Source organism: Actinoplanes sp. NPDC019969 (genome assembly GCF_055562375.1).
The window spans coordinates 237,283-253,143 of record NZ_JBVHFK010000003.1; the positions used below are offsets into that span (position 1 = coordinate 237,283).

General features: G+C 72.2%; 18 protein-coding genes. 6 read left to right on the forward strand and 12 right to left on the reverse strand.

Going from position 1 to position 15,861, the window contains the following annotated elements; translation table 11 throughout:
* Positions 1 to 79 precede the first annotated feature (79 nt).
* Positions 80 to 2,464 carry a putative bifunctional diguanylate cyclase/phosphodiesterase gene (locus ACZ3II_RS11255; protein WP_465517488.1) on the forward strand — a complete coding sequence of 795 codons (2,385 nt, stop codon included), beginning with the start codon at positions 80 to 82 and terminating at the stop codon, positions 2,462 to 2,464.
* 9 nt (positions 2,465 to 2,473) lie between these two features.
* On the opposite strand, the gene ACZ3II_RS11260 is transcribed toward ACZ3II_RS11255, so the two are convergent.
* Positions 2,474 to 3,106, reverse strand: a complete 633-nt coding sequence (locus ACZ3II_RS11260; RefSeq protein WP_465517489.1) for a TetR/AcrR family transcriptional regulator — start codon at positions 3,104 to 3,106, stop codon at positions 2,474 to 2,476.
* Between the two features lie 64 nt (positions 3,107 to 3,170).
* On the opposite strand from ACZ3II_RS11260, the gene ACZ3II_RS11265 reads away from it, so the two are divergent.
* The gene (locus tag ACZ3II_RS11265; RefSeq protein ID WP_465517490.1) at positions 3,171 to 3,728 is read left to right on the forward strand and encodes a peroxiredoxin-like family protein; all 558 of its coding nucleotides are present in this window, start codon (positions 3,171 to 3,173) and stop codon (positions 3,726 to 3,728) included.
* A 58-nt stretch (positions 3,729 to 3,786) separates the two neighbouring features.
* Positions 3,787 to 4,374 carry a TetR/AcrR family transcriptional regulator gene (locus ACZ3II_RS11270; protein ID WP_465517491.1) on the forward strand — a complete coding sequence of 196 codons (588 nt, stop codon included), beginning with the start codon at positions 3,787 to 3,789 and terminating at the stop codon, positions 4,372 to 4,374.
* Positions 4,375 to 4,380: 6 nt separating this feature from the next.
* Here ACZ3II_RS11270 and ACZ3II_RS11275 read toward each other — a convergent pair whose 3' ends face one another.
* Complete coding sequence (locus ACZ3II_RS11275) at positions 4,381 to 5,145, reverse strand: YwiC-like family protein (protein ID WP_465517492.1); 765 nt, start codon at positions 5,143 to 5,145, stop codon at positions 4,381 to 4,383.
* A gap of 297 nt (positions 5,146 to 5,442) precedes the next feature.
* Between ACZ3II_RS11275 and epsC the strand changes: the two genes are divergently transcribed.
* Positions 5,443 to 6,012, forward strand: a complete 570-nt coding sequence (gene epsC / locus ACZ3II_RS11280; protein ID WP_465517493.1) for a serine O-acetyltransferase EpsC — start codon at positions 5,443 to 5,445, stop codon at positions 6,010 to 6,012.
* On the forward strand, positions 6,009 to 6,929 hold the full coding sequence (cysK, locus tag ACZ3II_RS11285) for a cysteine synthase A (protein ID WP_465517494.1): 921 nt from the start codon (positions 6,009 to 6,011) through the stop codon (positions 6,927 to 6,929). Before epsC ends, cysK begins: the two co-directional genes overlap by 4 nt.
* 45 nt (positions 6,930 to 6,974) lie before the next feature.
* Here cysK and ACZ3II_RS11290 read toward each other — a convergent pair whose 3' ends face one another.
* The 3 genes from ACZ3II_RS11290 to ACZ3II_RS11300 form a co-directional block, all read right to left on the reverse strand.
* Positions 6,975 to 7,451 (reverse strand): hypothetical protein, encoded by a 477-nt coding sequence (locus tag ACZ3II_RS11290; RefSeq protein ID WP_465517495.1) that lies wholly within the window; start codon positions 7,449 to 7,451, stop codon positions 6,975 to 6,977.
* Positions 7,452 to 7,540: 89 nt separating this feature from the next.
* Positions 7,541 to 8,005: a hypothetical protein gene (locus ACZ3II_RS11295; RefSeq protein WP_465517496.1), complete on the reverse strand. Its 465-nt coding sequence runs from the start codon at positions 8,003 to 8,005 to the stop codon at positions 7,541 to 7,543.
* Between the two features lie 84 nt (positions 8,006 to 8,089).
* Entirely contained in the window at positions 8,090 to 8,719 is a 630-nt protein-coding gene (locus tag ACZ3II_RS11300; protein WP_465517497.1) for a hypothetical protein, read from the reverse strand.
* Between the two features lie 295 nt (positions 8,720 to 9,014).
* Between ACZ3II_RS11300 and ACZ3II_RS11305 the strand changes: the two genes are divergently transcribed.
* Positions 9,015 to 9,143 carry a hypothetical protein gene (locus ACZ3II_RS11305; protein WP_465517498.1) on the forward strand — a complete coding sequence of 43 codons (129 nt, stop codon included), beginning with the start codon at positions 9,015 to 9,017 and terminating at the stop codon, positions 9,141 to 9,143.
* Here the strand turns inward: ACZ3II_RS11305 and mnhG are convergent.
* Genes mnhG through ACZ3II_RS11340 form a run of 7 tightly spaced genes read right to left on the reverse strand, consistent with a single transcriptional unit; the run spans position 9,113 to position 15,796 of the window.
* Entirely contained in the window at positions 9,113 to 9,535 is a 423-nt protein-coding gene (gene mnhG, locus ACZ3II_RS11310) for a monovalent cation/H(+) antiporter subunit G (RefSeq protein ID WP_465517499.1), read from the reverse strand. The genes ACZ3II_RS11305 and mnhG overlap by 31 nt on opposite strands.
* Positions 9,532 to 9,954: a monovalent cation/H+ antiporter complex subunit F gene (locus ACZ3II_RS11315; protein ID WP_465517500.1), complete on the reverse strand. Its 423-nt coding sequence runs from the start codon at positions 9,952 to 9,954 to the stop codon at positions 9,532 to 9,534. Before ACZ3II_RS11315 ends, mnhG begins: the two co-directional genes overlap by 4 nt.
* The gene (locus ACZ3II_RS11320) at positions 9,951 to 10,550 is read right to left on the reverse strand and encodes a Na+/H+ antiporter subunit E (RefSeq protein WP_465517501.1); all 600 of its coding nucleotides are present in this window, start codon (positions 10,548 to 10,550) and stop codon (positions 9,951 to 9,953) included. Before ACZ3II_RS11320 ends, ACZ3II_RS11315 begins: the two co-directional genes overlap by 4 nt.
* Positions 10,547 to 12,031: a Na+/H+ antiporter subunit D gene (locus ACZ3II_RS11325; RefSeq protein ID WP_465517502.1), complete on the reverse strand. Its 1,485-nt coding sequence runs from the start codon at positions 12,029 to 12,031 to the stop codon at positions 10,547 to 10,549. Before ACZ3II_RS11325 ends, ACZ3II_RS11320 begins: the two co-directional genes overlap by 4 nt.
* Positions 12,028 to 12,444, reverse strand: a complete 417-nt coding sequence (locus ACZ3II_RS11330) for a Na(+)/H(+) antiporter subunit C (protein ID WP_465517503.1) — start codon at positions 12,442 to 12,444, stop codon at positions 12,028 to 12,030. The genes ACZ3II_RS11325 and ACZ3II_RS11330 overlap by 4 nt, the downstream gene beginning before the upstream one ends.
* Entirely contained in the window at positions 12,441 to 15,329 is a 2,889-nt protein-coding gene (locus ACZ3II_RS11335) for a Na+/H+ antiporter subunit A (protein WP_465517902.1), read from the reverse strand. Before ACZ3II_RS11335 ends, ACZ3II_RS11330 begins: the two co-directional genes overlap by 4 nt.
* Positions 15,326 to 15,796: a cation:proton antiporter regulatory subunit gene (locus tag ACZ3II_RS11340; protein WP_465517504.1), complete on the reverse strand. Its 471-nt coding sequence runs from the start codon at positions 15,794 to 15,796 to the stop codon at positions 15,326 to 15,328. Before ACZ3II_RS11340 ends, ACZ3II_RS11335 begins: the two co-directional genes overlap by 4 nt.
* Between the last annotated feature and the right edge of the window lie 65 nt (positions 15,797 to 15,861).

Here is a 15,861-nt window from a genome sequence, read left to right on the forward strand (position 1 = left end):
CGGGAGGACGGCCGCTAAGCCTTGAGTTCTCCGGGTTCCGTCCGATCTATCGGGGGAGGACCAGCGGAGAGGACGACAGTTGACCAGCACGGGAACGGCCGGGCGGCCGGTCGATCACCTGCGCCGGGACCCGATGCTGCGTGGCCTGGTCGGGCTCACGCTGCTCGGGTGCGCGCTGTTCTTCCTCTTCTCCGGGCAGCCGGCCCGGCAGGTGCAGATCTACTGGGCGTTCCAGGTGCCGCTCGACGCGGCGCTCGCGTTCGGCGCGTGGCGGCTGCGCGGGCTCGCCCACGAGCGGTACCGCCGGTTCTGGACGATGATCGCCTTCGCGGGGAGTTCGTTCACCGTCGGTGACACGTACCACTGCCTCTCGATCCTGATCTCCCCGGTCGAGCCGTCACTGAACGGCGGCCTGGTCCAGTCGGTGTTCTTCACCATCGGGATGTGCAGCAACGTCATCGCCTGCCTGATCTTCCCGCAGGGCCTGCGGACCTCCCGCGAGCGCTTCATCTTCTGGCTCGACGCCACCACCGTGCTGGTCGGCGGCAGCGTGGTGGCCTGGTGCTTCGCGGTCAACCCGGTCGGCGGCGCGCACATCGACCGGATCACCGCCAGCATCACCGCGGCGCTCGTGCTGGTCGCGACGTTCTCCGCGACCAAGGTCGCCCTGATCAAGAAGCCGCCGATGGCCCGGATCGCGGCCTGGCCGATGGTCGCCGCGCCGGTGGTCCAGGGGGTCAGCACGTTCCTGCCGGGACCTTTTCAAACCCTCGACCACGGGTACGTGTACGCGATCCGCCTGCTCCCGTCGGTGCTGATCGCGCTCGGCCCGTGGATCCAGGTGATCGTGCTGCGGGTGGGTGACCCGCGTTACACCGCCAAGCGCCGCCCGTACAGCCTGCTGCCGTACGGCATGATCGCGATCACCTTCGTGGTGTTTTTCCTGATGCTGCCGGTGCACGCGTCGTCCCAGCTCGTCGGCGCGACCATCGGCGTCGTGGTGATCGTCTGCCTGGTCGCCGGCCGGCAGCTGGTCGCCTTCCACGACAACATGAACCTGATCGGCCGCCTCGACGTCGCCCTCGGCGAACTGCGCGACCAGGAGATCCTGCTGCGGGAGCAGGCCAGCACCGACGGGCTGACCGGGCTGGCCAACCGCACGCACTTCAGCGCCGAGATGATCCGGCTGCTCTCCCTGGGCAGGGGCGCGGACGGCAGCGCCTCGATGCGGCTCGCCGACGCCTGCGAGCTGGACTGTGACGCGTCCCTGCTGCTGATCGACCTGGACGACTTCAAGACGATCAACGACACGATGGGTCACGCGGCCGGCGACGCGCTGCTGGTCATCGTCGCGAACCGGTTGCGGGCCGCGGTCCGCGCCGACGACCTGGTGTGCCGGCTCGGCGGCGACGAGTTCGCCGTGCTGCTGCCGCGCACCGGCCCCGAGGGCGCCGGCACCGTCGCCGAGAACATCCTGCGCAGCCTCGCCGAACCCCTCGAACTGCTGCAGCACACCGTCGTCAGCCGGGCCAGCGCCGGGCTCACCGCGGCCCGGTCCGGCGACGACCCGTCCGTCCTGCTCAGCAACGCCGACATCGCCATGTACGAGGCGAAACGGCGCGGCAAGGGGATGTGGGTCGCGTACACCGACGAGATGGGCGCCCGGATCAGCGCCGAGGCGGTCCTCATCCGGGAGATGGGCCAGGCCATCGAGGAAAGTCAGTTCCGGCTCCTCTACCAGCCCATCGTGCGGCTCTCCGACGGCGTCCTGACCAGCGTGGAAGCGCTGATCCGGTGGGACCACCCGACCCGCGGCACGGTGCCGCCGGTCGAGTTCATCCCGGTCGCCGAACGGACCGGGCAGATCGTCGCGATCGGCCGCTGGGCGCTGCAGGAGGCGTGCCGGCAGGGCGCCGCCTGGATGCGGGAGTTCCCGGGCGCCGTCCCGCTGTCGGTCGGCGTCAACGTGGCCGGCCGTCAGCTGCGCGACCCCGGCCTGGTCGGTGACGTGGCCGCGGCGCTCGCCGCCTCCGGCCTGCCCGCCGCCAGCCTCACCATCGAGGTCACCGAGACCGCGGTCCTCGACGACGAGGAGTCGCACGCCACCATGCTGGCGCTGCGCGGGCTGGGCGTGAAGCTGGCGCTCGACGACTTCGGCACCGCCGCGTCGTCGCTCGGCCTGCTGCTGACCTGCCCGGTCAACACCCTGAAACTGGACCGCTCGTTCGTCGAGTCGATCACCACGGTGGGCCGGCAGGCGGCGGTGGCCACGGCGGTCAGCCAGATGGCGGCGGCGCTGGAGTTCTCGTCGGTGGCCGAGGGCATCGAGACGGAGGAGCAGGAGGAGGTGCTGCGGTCGCTGGGGTACCAGTACGGGCAGGGCTACCTCTACTCCCGGCCCGTCCCACCGGCCGACATCACCGCTCTGCGGGCCCGGGAACAGATCACCGTGCCCGCGCGCTGAGCCGTTCCTTCATCCGCGTTCTCCGGGAGGATCGGCGGGGCGGAGACCGGCCAGCAGCGCGGCGAGCCCGGAGCTGAACTCGGCCTCCGGGGTGACCTCGGCCGCGGCCCGGGCGGTGGCGGCCATCAGCGGGAAGTCCCGCTGACCCGCGATGACGCCGGTGCCCGGGCCGTCGAGCGGACCCAGATGTTCCAGTTGCAGCGCGCCGGCCAGATAACTCGTGATCGCGCGCAGCGCCACCACCCGCGCCGTCCCGTCGAACCCGGCCGCCGCCAGCACGCCGAGCATGCTCTCCGACCAGGTGAGCAGGGCGGGCGAGCGGTGCCGGTGGATCATCAGCAGCGGCACCACGGCCGGATGCTCGCCGACCGCCGCGCGCAGCCGCCCGGCGAGCACGGCGGCATGCTCGCGCCACGATCCCGGCACGTCCGGCATGGTCGTGTCGACAGGCGCGAGCACCAGCTCGACGACGAGGGCTTCGATCTCCTCCCGGCCCTGGACGTAGCGGTAGAGGGCCATCGTGCTCATGCCGAGCCCGGCGGCGACCGTCCGCATGGTGAGCGCGTCCAGACCGTCGTCGTCGATCACGGTGAGGGCGGCGGCGGCGATCCGCTCGGGCGTCAGGGAGCGAGGGCGAGGCATAGCGGCAACAGCGTACGGCACCCTTTTAGGTGTACGATGTACGCCTACGAATCAGGAGGCCATCATGCGTGTGACCGACCTGCACCTCACCTCGGTGATCGACGGGACGCCGGTGCCCGTGCCCGACCCCGATCGCTTCGTCCACCTGCAACTGCGCCGCTTCGCCGGCTGCCCGATCTGTCACCTGCACCTGCGGTCGTTCGTCCGCAGGCACGCCGAGCTGGAGCGCGCCGGCGTCCGCGAGGTCGTCGTCTTCCACTCCACGGCCGACGAGCTGCGCCCGCACGTGACCGGCCTGCCGTTCCCCGCGATCGCCGACCCGGACCGCCTGCTGTACCGGCGGTTCGGTGTCGAGTCGTCCCCGCGGGCGCTGCTCGACCCGCGGGCCTGGCCGGGAATCGTGCGCGCGGTCGCCCTCGGCAGCATCGGCGTGATTCGGGGCCGTGCCCACCTTCCGGCCGCCCGGCCCACCGGCGGGCGCCTCGGCCATCCCGCCGACCTGCTCATCGGCCCGGCCGGAGAGATCCTCGCCCAGAAGATCGGCGCCCACGCCGACGACCAGTGGTCAGTGGACGACGTCCTCGCGCGCTCCCGCGACGCCGCCGGTCTGAACCAGGTCTGAGGATCGCCGGGTGGGGCGTCCAGCCGTTCAACCCGTACGCGATGGTTAAGGTTCTGACGTGCCGCGTGTCTCCGAAGCCCACCTCGCCGCCCGCCGCCAGCAGATCCTCGACGCGGCGGCGCGGTGTTTCGTGCGCAACGGGTTCCATCAGACGTCGATGCAGGACGTGATCAAGGAGGCGGGGCTGTCGGTCGGCGCCTTCTACCGCTACTTCAAGAGCAAGAACGAGCTGATCACCGCGATCGCGACGGAGAAGATCTCGGCGGTGACGGGCGTGCTGGACCGGCTCCTCGAACTGGAGCCGATGCCGCCGATCGTCGCGGTGCTCGAACAGGTCCTCGAGATCGTGGACGCCTCGGTGGACGACGACGGGCCGGTGCGGATCGCCGTGCAGGTGTGGGGCGAGGCGGTGCACGACCCGGAGGTCGGGGCGCTGGTCGCGGAGATCTACGGCAGGGTCCGGGAGCGGGCGGTGCGCACGGCGGAACAGGCCCAGGCCGCGGGTCAGCTGCCCCCGGACGCCGACCCGGCCGGGATCGGGGCGGCGTTCTTCGGCCTGGTGCAGGGCTACATCCTGCAACGGATCCTGCTGGGTACGGTCGACCGGCAGCTCTACATGAACGGCGTCCGCGCCCTGATCACCTGAGCGCTGTCACCACCCCGGCGTGGCGGCCACCAGGACCAGGATGCTCGCGCCGATCTCGGCGAAACCGACCTGTTTCGGCGTCAGCGGCCGGCCCGGCAGCGCCCAGGCACGGGCCAGCAGCAGGGCGAACACCAGCGCGGCGAACACTCCGGTGGTGGCCGCGGCGGCGACGGCGGCCAGGTGGTACAGGATCGAAGCGCGACGGTACGCCACACTGCCGCGCTCACGGATCATCGTCTTGACGTAGAGCACCGTCCCGGTGAAATACAGCAGGACGATCAGAAACGGCTCCCCGCGCGGCCCGGCGCCGGCGACCACCGCCACGACCGGCACCATGAGGCAACTCTGCACGACGGAGGCGAGATCGTTGAGCAGGGCCCGTTCGTGGCGCCGCCAGGCGAACCAGGCGTTGACAGCCAGCAGGACGGCGTAGGCGGGCGCGAACCACAGAAGCTCCGGAACAGCCACGACGACGAGGGCGGCCAGGAGCAGCGCCGGTGGCCCGTACCAGGCGATCTGTCGTTGAAAGCGGGCCGGCCGCCGGGTCTTGATCGCCTGCAGCACGTAGTAGGACAGCAGGTATCCGGCCAGCCAGGCGCCCAGCAGCGGCACGTCCGGCCAGCGGAAACCGGACACCAGCAACCCGGTGAGGTACGGCAGGAGCAGCATCGCCCACGCGCCGTGCTGCGGCGGCACGAACTGCCGGACCGTACGGCGGCGGGCTGTCACTGCGGTCACGGGGTCACCTCGATCCGTTCGTGGTCCTTCCACGAGCCGGACGCTATGCCGCCGTCCGGCGGTGCGGACAGGGTAGGAGGGCCCTTCGGCCCCTGAACACTCGTCACAGGATCGGTTAATCTTGCCGTCATGAACGAGCGGGATGCCCAGCGGCGGATGGCCGGTTACCGGCTCGCCGTGCCGATGGCGGGCCCGCACGTGCGCCGGGTCTTCGACGAGCGCTGTCCGCGCGGCTGACGCCCCGCCGTCACCGGCCGGCTCGCCGGTGTGGCACGGTTGGCCCCGTCACGGGGCCGGCGCCGTCCCCCGCTCATCACCCGAGGAAGACCCGTGCTGGAAGACATCCGCGCCTATTGCCGGCGTGACCCCGCCCTGTACGGGATGAAGCTGGCCGAAGTGCTGCTCTATCCCGGCCTGTGGGCGCTCTGGGGCCATCGCGTGGCCCACCTGCTGCACCGCGCCCGCATCCCGTTCCTGCCCCGGCTCCTGTCCCAGGTGATGCGGTTCCTCACCGGCATCGAGATCCACCCCGGCGCGGTGATCGGCAGGCGGCTCTTCATCGACCACGGGTCCGGCGTCGTCATCGGCGAGACCGCCCGGATCGGTGACGACGTCACCATGTACCACCAGGTCACGCTCGGCGGGCGGGGCTGGCAGCGGGACGCCAAGGGCAGCCGCCGTCACCCCGAGGTGGGCGATCGCGTCATGCTGGGGGTGGGCGCCACCATCCTCGGCCCGGTCCGCATCGGCGACGACGCGGAGATCGGCGCGCTCGCTCTCGTCCTGTCCGACGTGCCCGCCGGCGCCCGTCTGCGCGCGCCTGCCGCTTTCTCCGTGACGCCCTCTGACATCTCGACGTTCACCGCAACCGCCGGCGCCAACCCTGGAGCGACCACATGATCTACAACGACGTCACCGAGCTGATCGGCCGGACCCCGATGGTGCGCCTGTCCCGGTTCGAGCCCGGCCTGCCGGCGAAGCTGATCGTCAAGCTCGAGTCCGCGAACCCCGGCGGCAGTGTCAAGGATCGGATCGCCCTCGCCATGGTCGAGGCCGCCGAGGCCACCGAGGAACTCCGCCCGGGATCCGCGATCGTCGAGGCGACCAGCGGGAACACCGGCATCGGGCTGGCTCTGGTGGCGGCGGCGCGCGGCTACAGCCTGACCCTCACGATGCCGGACAGCATGAGCGCGGAGCGGCGGGCGCTGCTTCTGGCGTACGGCGCGAAGCTGGTCCTCACCCCGGCGGCCGAGGGTATGAAGGGCGCCGTGGCGAAGGCGCTGGAGATCGCCGAGGAGCAGCGGGCGTGGCTGCCGATGCAGTTCGACAACCCGGCCAACCCGGACATGCACCGGCGTACCACCGCCCTGGAGATCTGGAACGACACGGACGGGCAGATCGACCTGTTCGTCGGCGGCGTCGGCACCGGCGGCACCCTCACCGGGGTCGGCCAGATCCTCAAGGAGAAGCGGCCCGAGCTGCGGGTCTACGCGGTCGAGCCGGACGAGTCGCCGGTGCTGTCCGGCGGGGCGTCGGGGCCGCACGGGATCCAGGGCATCGGAGCCGGGTTCGTGCCGGAGGTGCTCGACCCGACCATCTACGACGAGGTCGTGCGGGTGACCGTGGAGCAGGCGCGGGCGGCAGGGCGGCAGCTGGCCCGTAGCGAAGGGATCCTCGCCGGGGTGTCCAGCGGCGCCGCGCTGCATGCCGCGCGCGAGCTGGCCTGGCGTGCCGAGAACGTCGGCAAGACCATCGTGGTGGTCCTGCCGGACACCGGGGAGCGGTACCTGAGCACCCCGCTGTTCGCCGCCCCCTGAGAAGGTGACGTCCCGGCGTGCGGTGCACGCCGGGACGTTGGCAGGTCAGGCCTTGACGCCGATCGCGGCGCACGCCTTGGTGAGGGTGTCGGTGGCCTTCCCGCCTTCGGGGGTGTCCATCGCGCCCAGCGGGTCCTTCGGGTCGGCCGCGGCCTTAATCAGGCTGGCGGACCAGGCCTTGACGGCCTTCCCGATCTCGGTCTCGCTGCTTCCGGCGGCCGCGGTGAGAGCGGCGTTCAGGTCGTCCACGATCTTCTTGGCGTCGGCGACCGCGGGGTCGGCGCCGTTGGCGGCCTTCAGGAGGGCCATCATCGCCTTGCCCTGGGCCGTGGCGGCCGCGGCGGAGTCCTCACAGATCTTCTTGTCGGTGGGGGCGGGTGCGGCGGCCGCGGTAGTAGCGGCAGCGGTGGTGGCGGCGGCTGCCGGAGCCGACGTGGTGGTCTTCTCCTCCTCGCCGCACGCGGCGAGGCCCAGCATCGAAACGCCGACGAGTACGGCGGAGGCGATCTTCACAGGTTTCACGTCGCGAGACGCTAGTCGATCATGGGGTTCATGATCAATTGAACTTTCGGGCATGTCCCCCGGCGGCCCGGGGGACATGCCCGAACGGATCAGAAGTGGGTCGTGACGCCGGCCGCCTTGCAGGCCGTGTTGAACTCCTTGCCCGTCTTGGTCGCCTCCGGGGTGTCACCCGCGGTGATCGGGTCCGCGGCGCCGGCGGCGGTGGTCATCTGGGTCGCGATCAGCTGGGCGGTCGTGCCCGCCTTCGTCGTCGAGCTGCCGGCCGCCGTGGTCAGGCCGGTGGCGAGCGTGGTGAGCATCTTCTTGGCGTCGGCGGCCGGGATCTCACCGCCGGTCTTCTGGATGAAGTCCATGGCCGCCTTCTTGAAGGCGACGTTCGCCGTCTCCGCGGCCGTGCAGAGTTCCTTGTCGGACGGGGCCGGGGCGGCGGCGGCGGTGGTGGCGGCCGGGGCGGCGGCGGTGGTGGAGGACGACTTGTCGTCCCCGCCACAAGCTGCGAGACCCATCATCGAGATGCCGATCAGTGCGGCGGAAGCAACCTTCACGAGATTCACGGGGAGCGACGCTAGTCGATCACGTGTTCGATGTTCAAGTCGGGAGTGGACATTCGTTCCTCCCGGGCCCCACCCGGGCTCCACTCAATCCCGCAGGCCGGTCAGGGAGATCGTCACCCGGCCGTCGTGTGTCACGACCGAGGCGCATGCCGTGCCCCGGACCAGCAGCCATCCCACCGGCTGACAGCCCTCGGCCCAGCCGCGGGACTCCAGATGCCGCCGGAGTTCGGTGATCAGTGTGGAGTCCGGCTGTCCCGGCCGGCCGGTCACGACGATGTGGGTGGTGCACATCCCGGTGCCGCAGGCCTCCGCGCTGCCGGGCCCCTGAACGGTGGCGCTCAGCCCGTCCGGCAGCGGCATGAGCGAGTCCCCGTTCGGGTGGAACGGTTCGGGTTTCAGCACCACGCCGATCGCGCAGAGCAGGAACACCAGCCAGACGCCGAGCAGCCAGGCCGGCGCCCGTACCCGGAGGGCGGCGCCCGGCCCGGCGGCCCGCCGTTCGATCCGCCGCCCGGCGACCACCGCCGCGGCCGCCGCCGGCACGCTCACCACGACGACTTCGGCGACCCCGCGCGGCATCAGCGTGACCAGCACACCACCGCCGACGATGATCGCGGCGAGAACCGCGGCGACCGCCCACCGGACTCGCGGCACCCGCGACATCACCAGCCAGAGCACCAGCACCGGCCCGATGACGATGGATATCAGCTGCATCCCGCAGATCTTGCCCGCTCGATGCGAACGACGCCGCCCTGCGGCCTTCCGCTCGCCGGCCGCCCTGCCGCCTTCTCCTCGCCGGCCGCTCGCCGCCGGAATTGTCAGGGGGTCCCGGTAGCCTCACGCGGACCGATGGGCAGACCAGATCGAGGCCCGTCTCGCGCGGGTCCCCACCATCCCGGACCACTGGCACGCCTCGGCCATCACCACCCCCGCGGACCTGACCCCGTTCACCGTCGAGGACCTGGCGGAGGCGCGCAGCCGGCTCACCCGGGTCGCCCAGATCTACCGGGTGCGCCTCGCCCAGGTCTCCGAAGCCGACCTGGACCACCGCGACGGTGACGCCTGGTCGGTCCGGCAGATCGCCTTCCACCTGGAGTCCTCCCTCTATTACGCCGAGGCGGTCGGTCGTCTCCCCTGATCGGCGCCGGGCGGTTCGGTCAGCGTGGCCCGATCGGGGGTGGGGAGCGCTGACGAGCGGGCCTCGGCGAGTTCGTCGGTGATCAGGAGGTCGCGGCGGAAGAGACCGGCGCGATAGGCCGTCCGGCCGACCATGTGGGCCGCCACCGGGGCGGTGGCCAGCTGGAACAGGCCGACCAGCACCAGGGTGGTGATGTCCACGACCGTGCCGATCCGGATCGCGGTGCCGGCGAGGATCAGCAGCAGGCCGAGGACCTGCGGTTTGGTGGCGGCGTGCATGCGGGAGAGGAGATCGGGGAAGCGCAGCAGGCCCACCCCCGCGGCCAGGCTGAGCAGCGCGCCCCCGAGGAGGCAGGCCGCGGCGACGGTGTCGAGCACCCCGGCGGCGGTCACGGCCGGTCCCCGTGCGGGGAAGCGCTGGTGTCGATTACGCCGACCGGTTCCTGGTGAGCGGGGGTCGCGGTGTCGTGGATGCCCGCTGGACGGCCGGAAGCGGACGTCGTGGCGCCGGGCGTTCCGGTCGGGGGCGCGGCCTGACCGGCGAAAGCGGATCGGCGGGCGGCCGGGTCGGCGAACCGTGCCACCGCGACGGACCCGGTGGCGCCGAGCAGCGACAGCCCGAGCAGGATCGGCAGGCCGGTGGTGTCCCGGCTGTACGCGGCCTCGGTGGCGATCGCGCACACGGTGATGGCCAGCAGCACGTCGGTGGCCACGATGCGGTCCAGCGTGGACGTGCCACGGACGATCCGGACCAGGGCCATTCCGGCGGCCGCGGCCAGGAAGACGGCCGCAACGACAGCAACGACGGTCATTCGGATCCTTCCTTGCCGGGCGAGCCGGCGGTCGTTCCCGTAAGCGGGCCGGCTGCGGTGGGAAGGGCCGGCTCGGTGGGGAGGAGGGCGATCTCGGCGTCGGAACCGATGGCGTGGACGATGCGGGACTCGATGTCGTGGACGTCCTGGCGGAAGCGGGTGACGTCGGCCGGCCCGGTCACGTCGAAGACGTGGATGTAGAGGATGCCGGCGGCCCGGTCGGTGTCGACGATGAGGCTGCCCGGCACCAGGGAGACGGCCTCGGCGCACAGGGTCAGGTTGAGGTCGGAGCGGACCGCCAGGCGCACCGCGAGGACGGCGCTGCGGGGCACCCGCCGGCCGGTGACGGCGGTGCGGGCCAGCTGTGCGCTGGCGATCACCAGGTCGGTGAGGAACCGGACGGTGAAACGGATCAGCCCGGCCGGCCGCACCCGCCCGGCGAACGTCACCCTCGGCAGCGGGAACACGGCCAGCACCAGCACCGACACCAGCAGCCCGCCGGCCAGGGTGAGCCAGGAGAAGACGCCCCACAGCAGCATCCACACCATGGTGAGGGCGGCGATCGCGAGGATCCGGTCCCGGGCGCGGGCGATCACGGCAGCACCGCCTCGACGTACGGGGTGCGGGCCAGCAGGTCCTCGGCGACGGTGCCGGTCAGGTCGTACAGCGGGCCGGCCGCCAGAGTCAGCGCGACCCCGGCGATGACCAGCGCGGCGGTCGGGGTGACCATGAGCCGCGGGGAGGGCAGCGGGGCTGCCTCCGCGGTGGGGGTTCGCCAGAACGCCAGGTTCCACACCCGGGCCAGGGCGTACAGCGTGAGCAGGCTGGTCACCGCCGAACCGGCCACCAGCAGCCAGGACAGCGTCCCGCCCTCGGCCGCGCCGGCCTGGATCAGGCCGAGTTTGCCGAGGAACCCGGAGAACGGCGGGATCCCGGCCAGGTTGAGCGCGGGCAGGAAGAACAGCGCCGACAACACCGGGGCGGTCCGGGCGAGCCCGCCCAGCCGGTCCAGCGAGGTGCTGCCGCCGCGCCGTTCGATCAGTCCCGTGACCAGGAACAACGTGGTCTGCACGACGATGTGGTGCATGGTGTAGAACACCGCCGCCGCGATCCCGGCCCGGGACGCCAGGCCCACCCCGAACAGCAGATAGCCGATGTGGCTGACCAGGGTGAACGACAGCAGCCGTTTCAGGTCGGACTGTGCCACCGCGCCCAGGATGCCGACGATCATGGTGGACAGCGCGGCGACCATCAGCAGGTCGGCGACCCGCCCGCCGGGGAACAACAGTGTCTCGGTACGGATGATCGCGTACACCCCGACCTTCGTGAGCAGCCCCGCGAACACGGCGGTGACCGGCGCCGGCGCGGTCGGGTAGCTGTCCGGCAGCCACGCCGACAGCGGGAAGATCGCGGCCTTGATCCCGAAGGCCAGCAGCAGCATGCCCTGCAGCACCATCCGGGTCCCGTCGGGCAGCGCATCCAGGCGTTCCACCAGCTGCGCCATGTTGAGGGTGCCGGTGGCCGCGTAGACCAGGCCGATCCCGGTCAGGAAGATCACCGACGAGAGCAGGCTGACCACGACGTACGTGGTGCCGGCCCGGATCCGGTTCTCCGTCCCGCCGAGGGTGATCAGCACGTAGCTGGCGGCGAGCAGGATCTCGAAGCCCACGTACAGGTTGAACAGGTCGCCGGAGAGGAACGCGTTGGTCACGCCGGCGGTCAGGATCAGATAGGTCGGGTGGTACACCGAGAGCGGATGCTCCTCGTCGCCGTCCGCGCCGCCCTGCCCGATCGAGTAGAGCAGCACGCACAGCGTCACGGCGGCGGAGACGACGAGCATGAGGGTGGCGAGCTGATCGGCGACGAGCACGATGCCGAGGGGCACCGGCCAGCCACCGACCGCCACGACCAGCGGCCCGTCGGCGGACAGCACCAGCAGCACCGCCGACACCCCGAGGGTGGCGGTCAGCACGCTCACACTGATCACCCGTTGCACCCGTGGGCGGCGGAACATCAGCAACGTGGCCGCGGCGCCGAGCAGCGGCATCATCACCGGGAGCGGAACGAGCCAGGTCATGAGCGCACCGCCCCGGCCGGTTCGGCGTCGAGGTCCTCGGTGTCCGAGCCCTCGTCGCGTTCGGCGAGTTCCCGTACGCGCCGGTCCTCGGCGTCGTCCTGCACCTCGTCGTGCCCGCTCAGCCGCCAGCTGCGGTAGGCCAGGGCCAGCAGGAACGCGGTCATCCCGAGGGTGATCACGATGGCGGTGAGGATCATCGCCTGGGGCAGTGGGTCGGTCATCTCCGCGGCCGGGGAGGTGCCCACGATCGGCGGCGAGCCGGGCCGGGCGGCGGCCAGGATCAGCAGGTTGGCGCCGTTGCCGAGCAGCATCACACCGAGCAGGACCCGGGTCAGGGTGCGTTCCAGCAACAGGGTGGTCCCGGCGGCGAAGAGCACGCCGACGGCGACCAGCAACACGACACTCGGCCTCATACCAGCTCCTCCCGGGGAGACGTCGCGGACGGGGACGGGCCGGGTTCGCGGGCGTGCCGGTCCACCTCGGCCCCGAGGCTGCGCAGCACGTCGAGCACCAGCCCGACGACGATCAGGTAGACCCCGATGTCGAACAGCGTCGACGTGACCACGTGCAGGTGCCCGAACACCGGCAGATGCAGGTCGAGCACCGCGCTCTGCAGCACCTCACCGCCGAGCACGAGCGCCCCGGCCCCGGTGCCGACCGCGAGCAGGAGCCCCGCGCCGAGCACCGCGCCCGCGTCCACCGGCGCCGCCGTGGCCAGCTCGTAGCGTCCGCCGGCCAGGTAGCGCACGGTCAGCGCCAGGCCGGCGACCAGCCCGCCGGTGAAACCGCCGCCGGGCGTGTCGTGCCCGGTGAGCAGCAGGTACACCGAGAGCAGCACGATCACGTGGAACAGCAGCCGGGTGACGACCTCGAGCATGGTGGACCGGCGGCCGGCCTCCACGGTGTGCCCGGCCATCAGCCACACCGGCTCGCCGGGTGGCGGCTCGGTCGGCGTCTCCACCGGCCCGCGCCGGTGCAGCCGCCCGGCGTTCCGGAAGGTCAGGCTGGCCACCCCGGTCGCGACCGCGACCAGCACGGCGACCTCGCCCATCGTGTCCCACGCCCGGATGTCGACGAGGATCACGTTGACGATGTTGTGGCCGCCACCGAACGGCACCGCGAGGTCCGGGTAGGCGGCCGACACCGGTGCGGCCTGCCGCGCGGACACCGCCAGGAACCCGGCTCCGGCCATCACCGTGCCGACGGCCACCCCGATGCCGATCCGCACCCGCCGCCGCCACGCGCCGGGCCGGTGCGAGAAGTGACTCGGCAGCCGCCGCAGCACCAGCATCACCATGACCAGCGTGACCGTCTCCACCAGGAACTGGGTCAGCGCCAGGTCGGGCGCGCCGTGCAGCAGGAAGATCCCGGCGTTCGCGTAGCCCGTGACGCCGACGAGGATCACCGCGGTCAGCCGTCGCCGCGCCGGCGCCGCGCACACCGCGGCGATCACCGAGACGGTCACCGGCAGCAGGTGCAGCGGCGTGTCCCAGATCCGGAACCCGGCGCCCCACGGCCACCCGGCCAGCAGCGCCGGACCGGCCGTCGCGATCAGCACCAGCAGAATCGTCGCGAGGTAGAACGGCAGCGAACCGCGCTGCGTCGCACCGGTCACCTCCACCGCGAGCCGATCCATCGCGGTCATCACCCGCTCGTAGACCCGGCCGTCTGCCTTCGGCCCGGCCATCCCGCCCGGCACCCCGAAACGGAACAGCGCCAGACCTCCGGCCAGCACGAGCACCGAGAGAAGCAGCGGCACACCGGGGCCGTGCCACAGCGCGAGGTGATACCCGGGGGAGCCTTGGGGGTACGCCGTGAGCACCCGATCGACCGCGCCCGCGCCGATCCCCGCGGCCACCCCGGCCAGAGCCAGCAGCGCCGGCGCCACCAACAGCCCTCGGTCCAGAGCAGCGCCGCCCCCCGAGCTTCGAGTGTGTGGAGTTCGGCCGCTATTCGCGCCGGAACTCAACACACCGGAAACCGCGCTACCAGGAGCCGTGCCGGGTTTGGGGGCGAAGGCGCCCCACAGGAACCGGGCCGTGTACGCGATCGTCAGCACCGAGCCGGCGACCACACCCGCGAGCACGAGCCGTCCCGCCGTGCCGCCGTCGAGCAGCGCGGTGAACACCGCCTCCTTGCCCACGAACCCGATCGCCGGTGGCACGCCCGCCATCGACGCCGCCGCGGCCGCCGCGATGACCACGAGCAGTGGCGCCCGCCGGCCGAACCCGTTCAACTGCCGCAGGTCCCGGGTGCCCGCGGTCTTGTCGACGACCCCGACGACCAGGAACAGCGACGCCTTGAACAGGGCGTGCGCGAGCAGCATCGCCACCCCGGCCAGCGCGGTCGCCGGGCTGCCGAACCCGAGCACCGCCGTCAGCAGACCCAGTTGACTGACCGTGCCGTACGCCAGGAGCAGTTTGAGATCGGTCTGGAACAGGGCCGCCCAGCCGCCCGCGAGCATCGTGATCAGCCCCAGCCCGACGGCCAGGACCTGCCAGATCAGCGCCGCCGTGCCGCCCGTTGCCACGACCGCCGGCGCGAACCGGGCCACCAGGAACACGCCCGCCTTGACCATCGCGGCGGCGTGCAGGTAGGCGCTGACGGGGGTGGGCGCGGCCATCGCCGCGGGCAGCCAGAAGCTGACCGGGAAGATCGCCGACTTGGACAGCGCGCCGGCCAGGATCAGCACCACGGCGACGATCAGCGGCGCGCCCTCGGGGAGCGTGGTGAGCACGTCCGACCAGCGGTAACTGCCCGCGTGCCGGCCCAGGATGACGATGCCGACCAGCATCGCCAGGCCGCCCGCGGTGGTGACGATGAGCGCCTGCAACGCGGCGCGGCGGCCCGGGCGGGCGGTGCCGGTGTGGCCGATCAGCAGGTACGACAGGACGGTGGTGAGCTCCCAGAACACGTACATCAACAGCAGGTCGTCGCTGACCACCAGGCCGAGCATCGCCCCGGCGAAGCCGGTGAGGACGGCCGCGAACCGGCCGAGGCCGGGGGAGCCGGCGGAGAAGTAGCGGGCGCAGTATGCCAGGACCAGCGCGCCGACCCCGCCGACCAGCGCGACCAGCAGCCAGGACAGGGTGTCGACCCGCAGGTCGAGGGTCAGCCCGAGGCCGGGCACCCATGGACGCGACCAGGTCCGGACCGGCCCGCCGGTGTGCGCCACGGCCCAGCCGAACGTCGCTGCCGGCACGGTGGCCAGCAGGTAGAACGCGCGGGGGCCGAGGACGCGGACCAGCGGCGGCGCCAGCAGCGCCGCGACGAGATGAGCGCCGAGCAGCAGGATCAGCACGGCGCCGCCAGCAACTCGTGCAGCCGGGCCAGCTCGTCCGGGCCGCCGACGGCGATCAGCACGTCGCCGGGAAGCAGCCGGACGGCGGGGTCCGGGTGGGGGAGCACCCGGACCCCGCGGATCACGGCGACCACGTCGGCGCCGTGCGGGGTGGCGAGCGGCCGGTCGGTCCAGGCCGAACCGGCCGGAACACGGATCCGGACCGCCCGCACCTGCCCGGCGGTGGGGGCCGGGCCGTCGACGTGATCGAGGGTGACGGCAGGGTGCAGCACGTCGGCCACCAGGTGCGCCTCGTCGGCGCACAGCACCACCGACCCGGCCACCCGGTCGGGCTCCGCCGGGTCGTAGAAGGCCAGGTCACGGCCCCCGCCGGGGCGGGCGACGATGCCCAGGCGCTCGCCGTCGCGGGTGGTGAGAAGGTGCGACACGCCGACTCCGGGCAGACCGATCCGTTCCAGTGTCATCGCGGCACCTCCCACTCGTTCCTGCACGTCCTCCCATCCAAGCCAGCGGGCGGCCCGGCGACCAT

What these genes read in the sequence shown, in the direction of transcription:
- ACZ3II_RS11300 (WP_465517497.1), bottom strand. Translation starts at nt 8,719, where the DNA reads ATGCAGCTGATATCCATCGTCATCGGGCCGGTGCTGGTGCTCTGGCTG.
- ACZ3II_RS11340 (WP_465517504.1), bottom strand. Translation starts at nt 15,796, where the DNA reads ATGACACTGGAACGGATCGGTCTGCCCGGAGTCGGCGTGTCGCACCTT.
- ACZ3II_RS11325 (WP_465517502.1), bottom strand. Translation starts at nt 12,031, where the DNA reads ATGACCTGGCTCGTTCCGCTCCCGGTGATGATGCCGCTGCTCGGCGCC.
- ACZ3II_RS11265 (WP_465517490.1), top strand. Translation starts at nt 3,171, where the DNA reads ATGCGTGTGACCGACCTGCACCTCACCTCGGTGATCGACGGGACGCCG.
- ACZ3II_RS11260 (WP_465517489.1), bottom strand. Translation starts at nt 3,106, where the DNA reads ATGCCTCGCCCTCGCTCCCTGACGCCCGAGCGGATCGCCGCCGCCGCC.
- ACZ3II_RS11315 (WP_465517500.1), bottom strand. Translation starts at nt 9,954, where the DNA reads ATGACCGTCGTTGCTGTCGTTGCGGCCGTCTTCCTGGCCGCGGCCGCC.
- cysK (WP_465517494.1), top strand. Translation starts at nt 6,009, where the DNA reads ATGATCTACAACGACGTCACCGAGCTGATCGGCCGGACCCCGATGGTG.
- ACZ3II_RS11330 (WP_465517503.1), bottom strand. Translation starts at nt 12,444, where the DNA reads ATGAGGCCGAGTGTCGTGTTGCTGGTCGCCGTCGGCGTGCTCTTCGCC.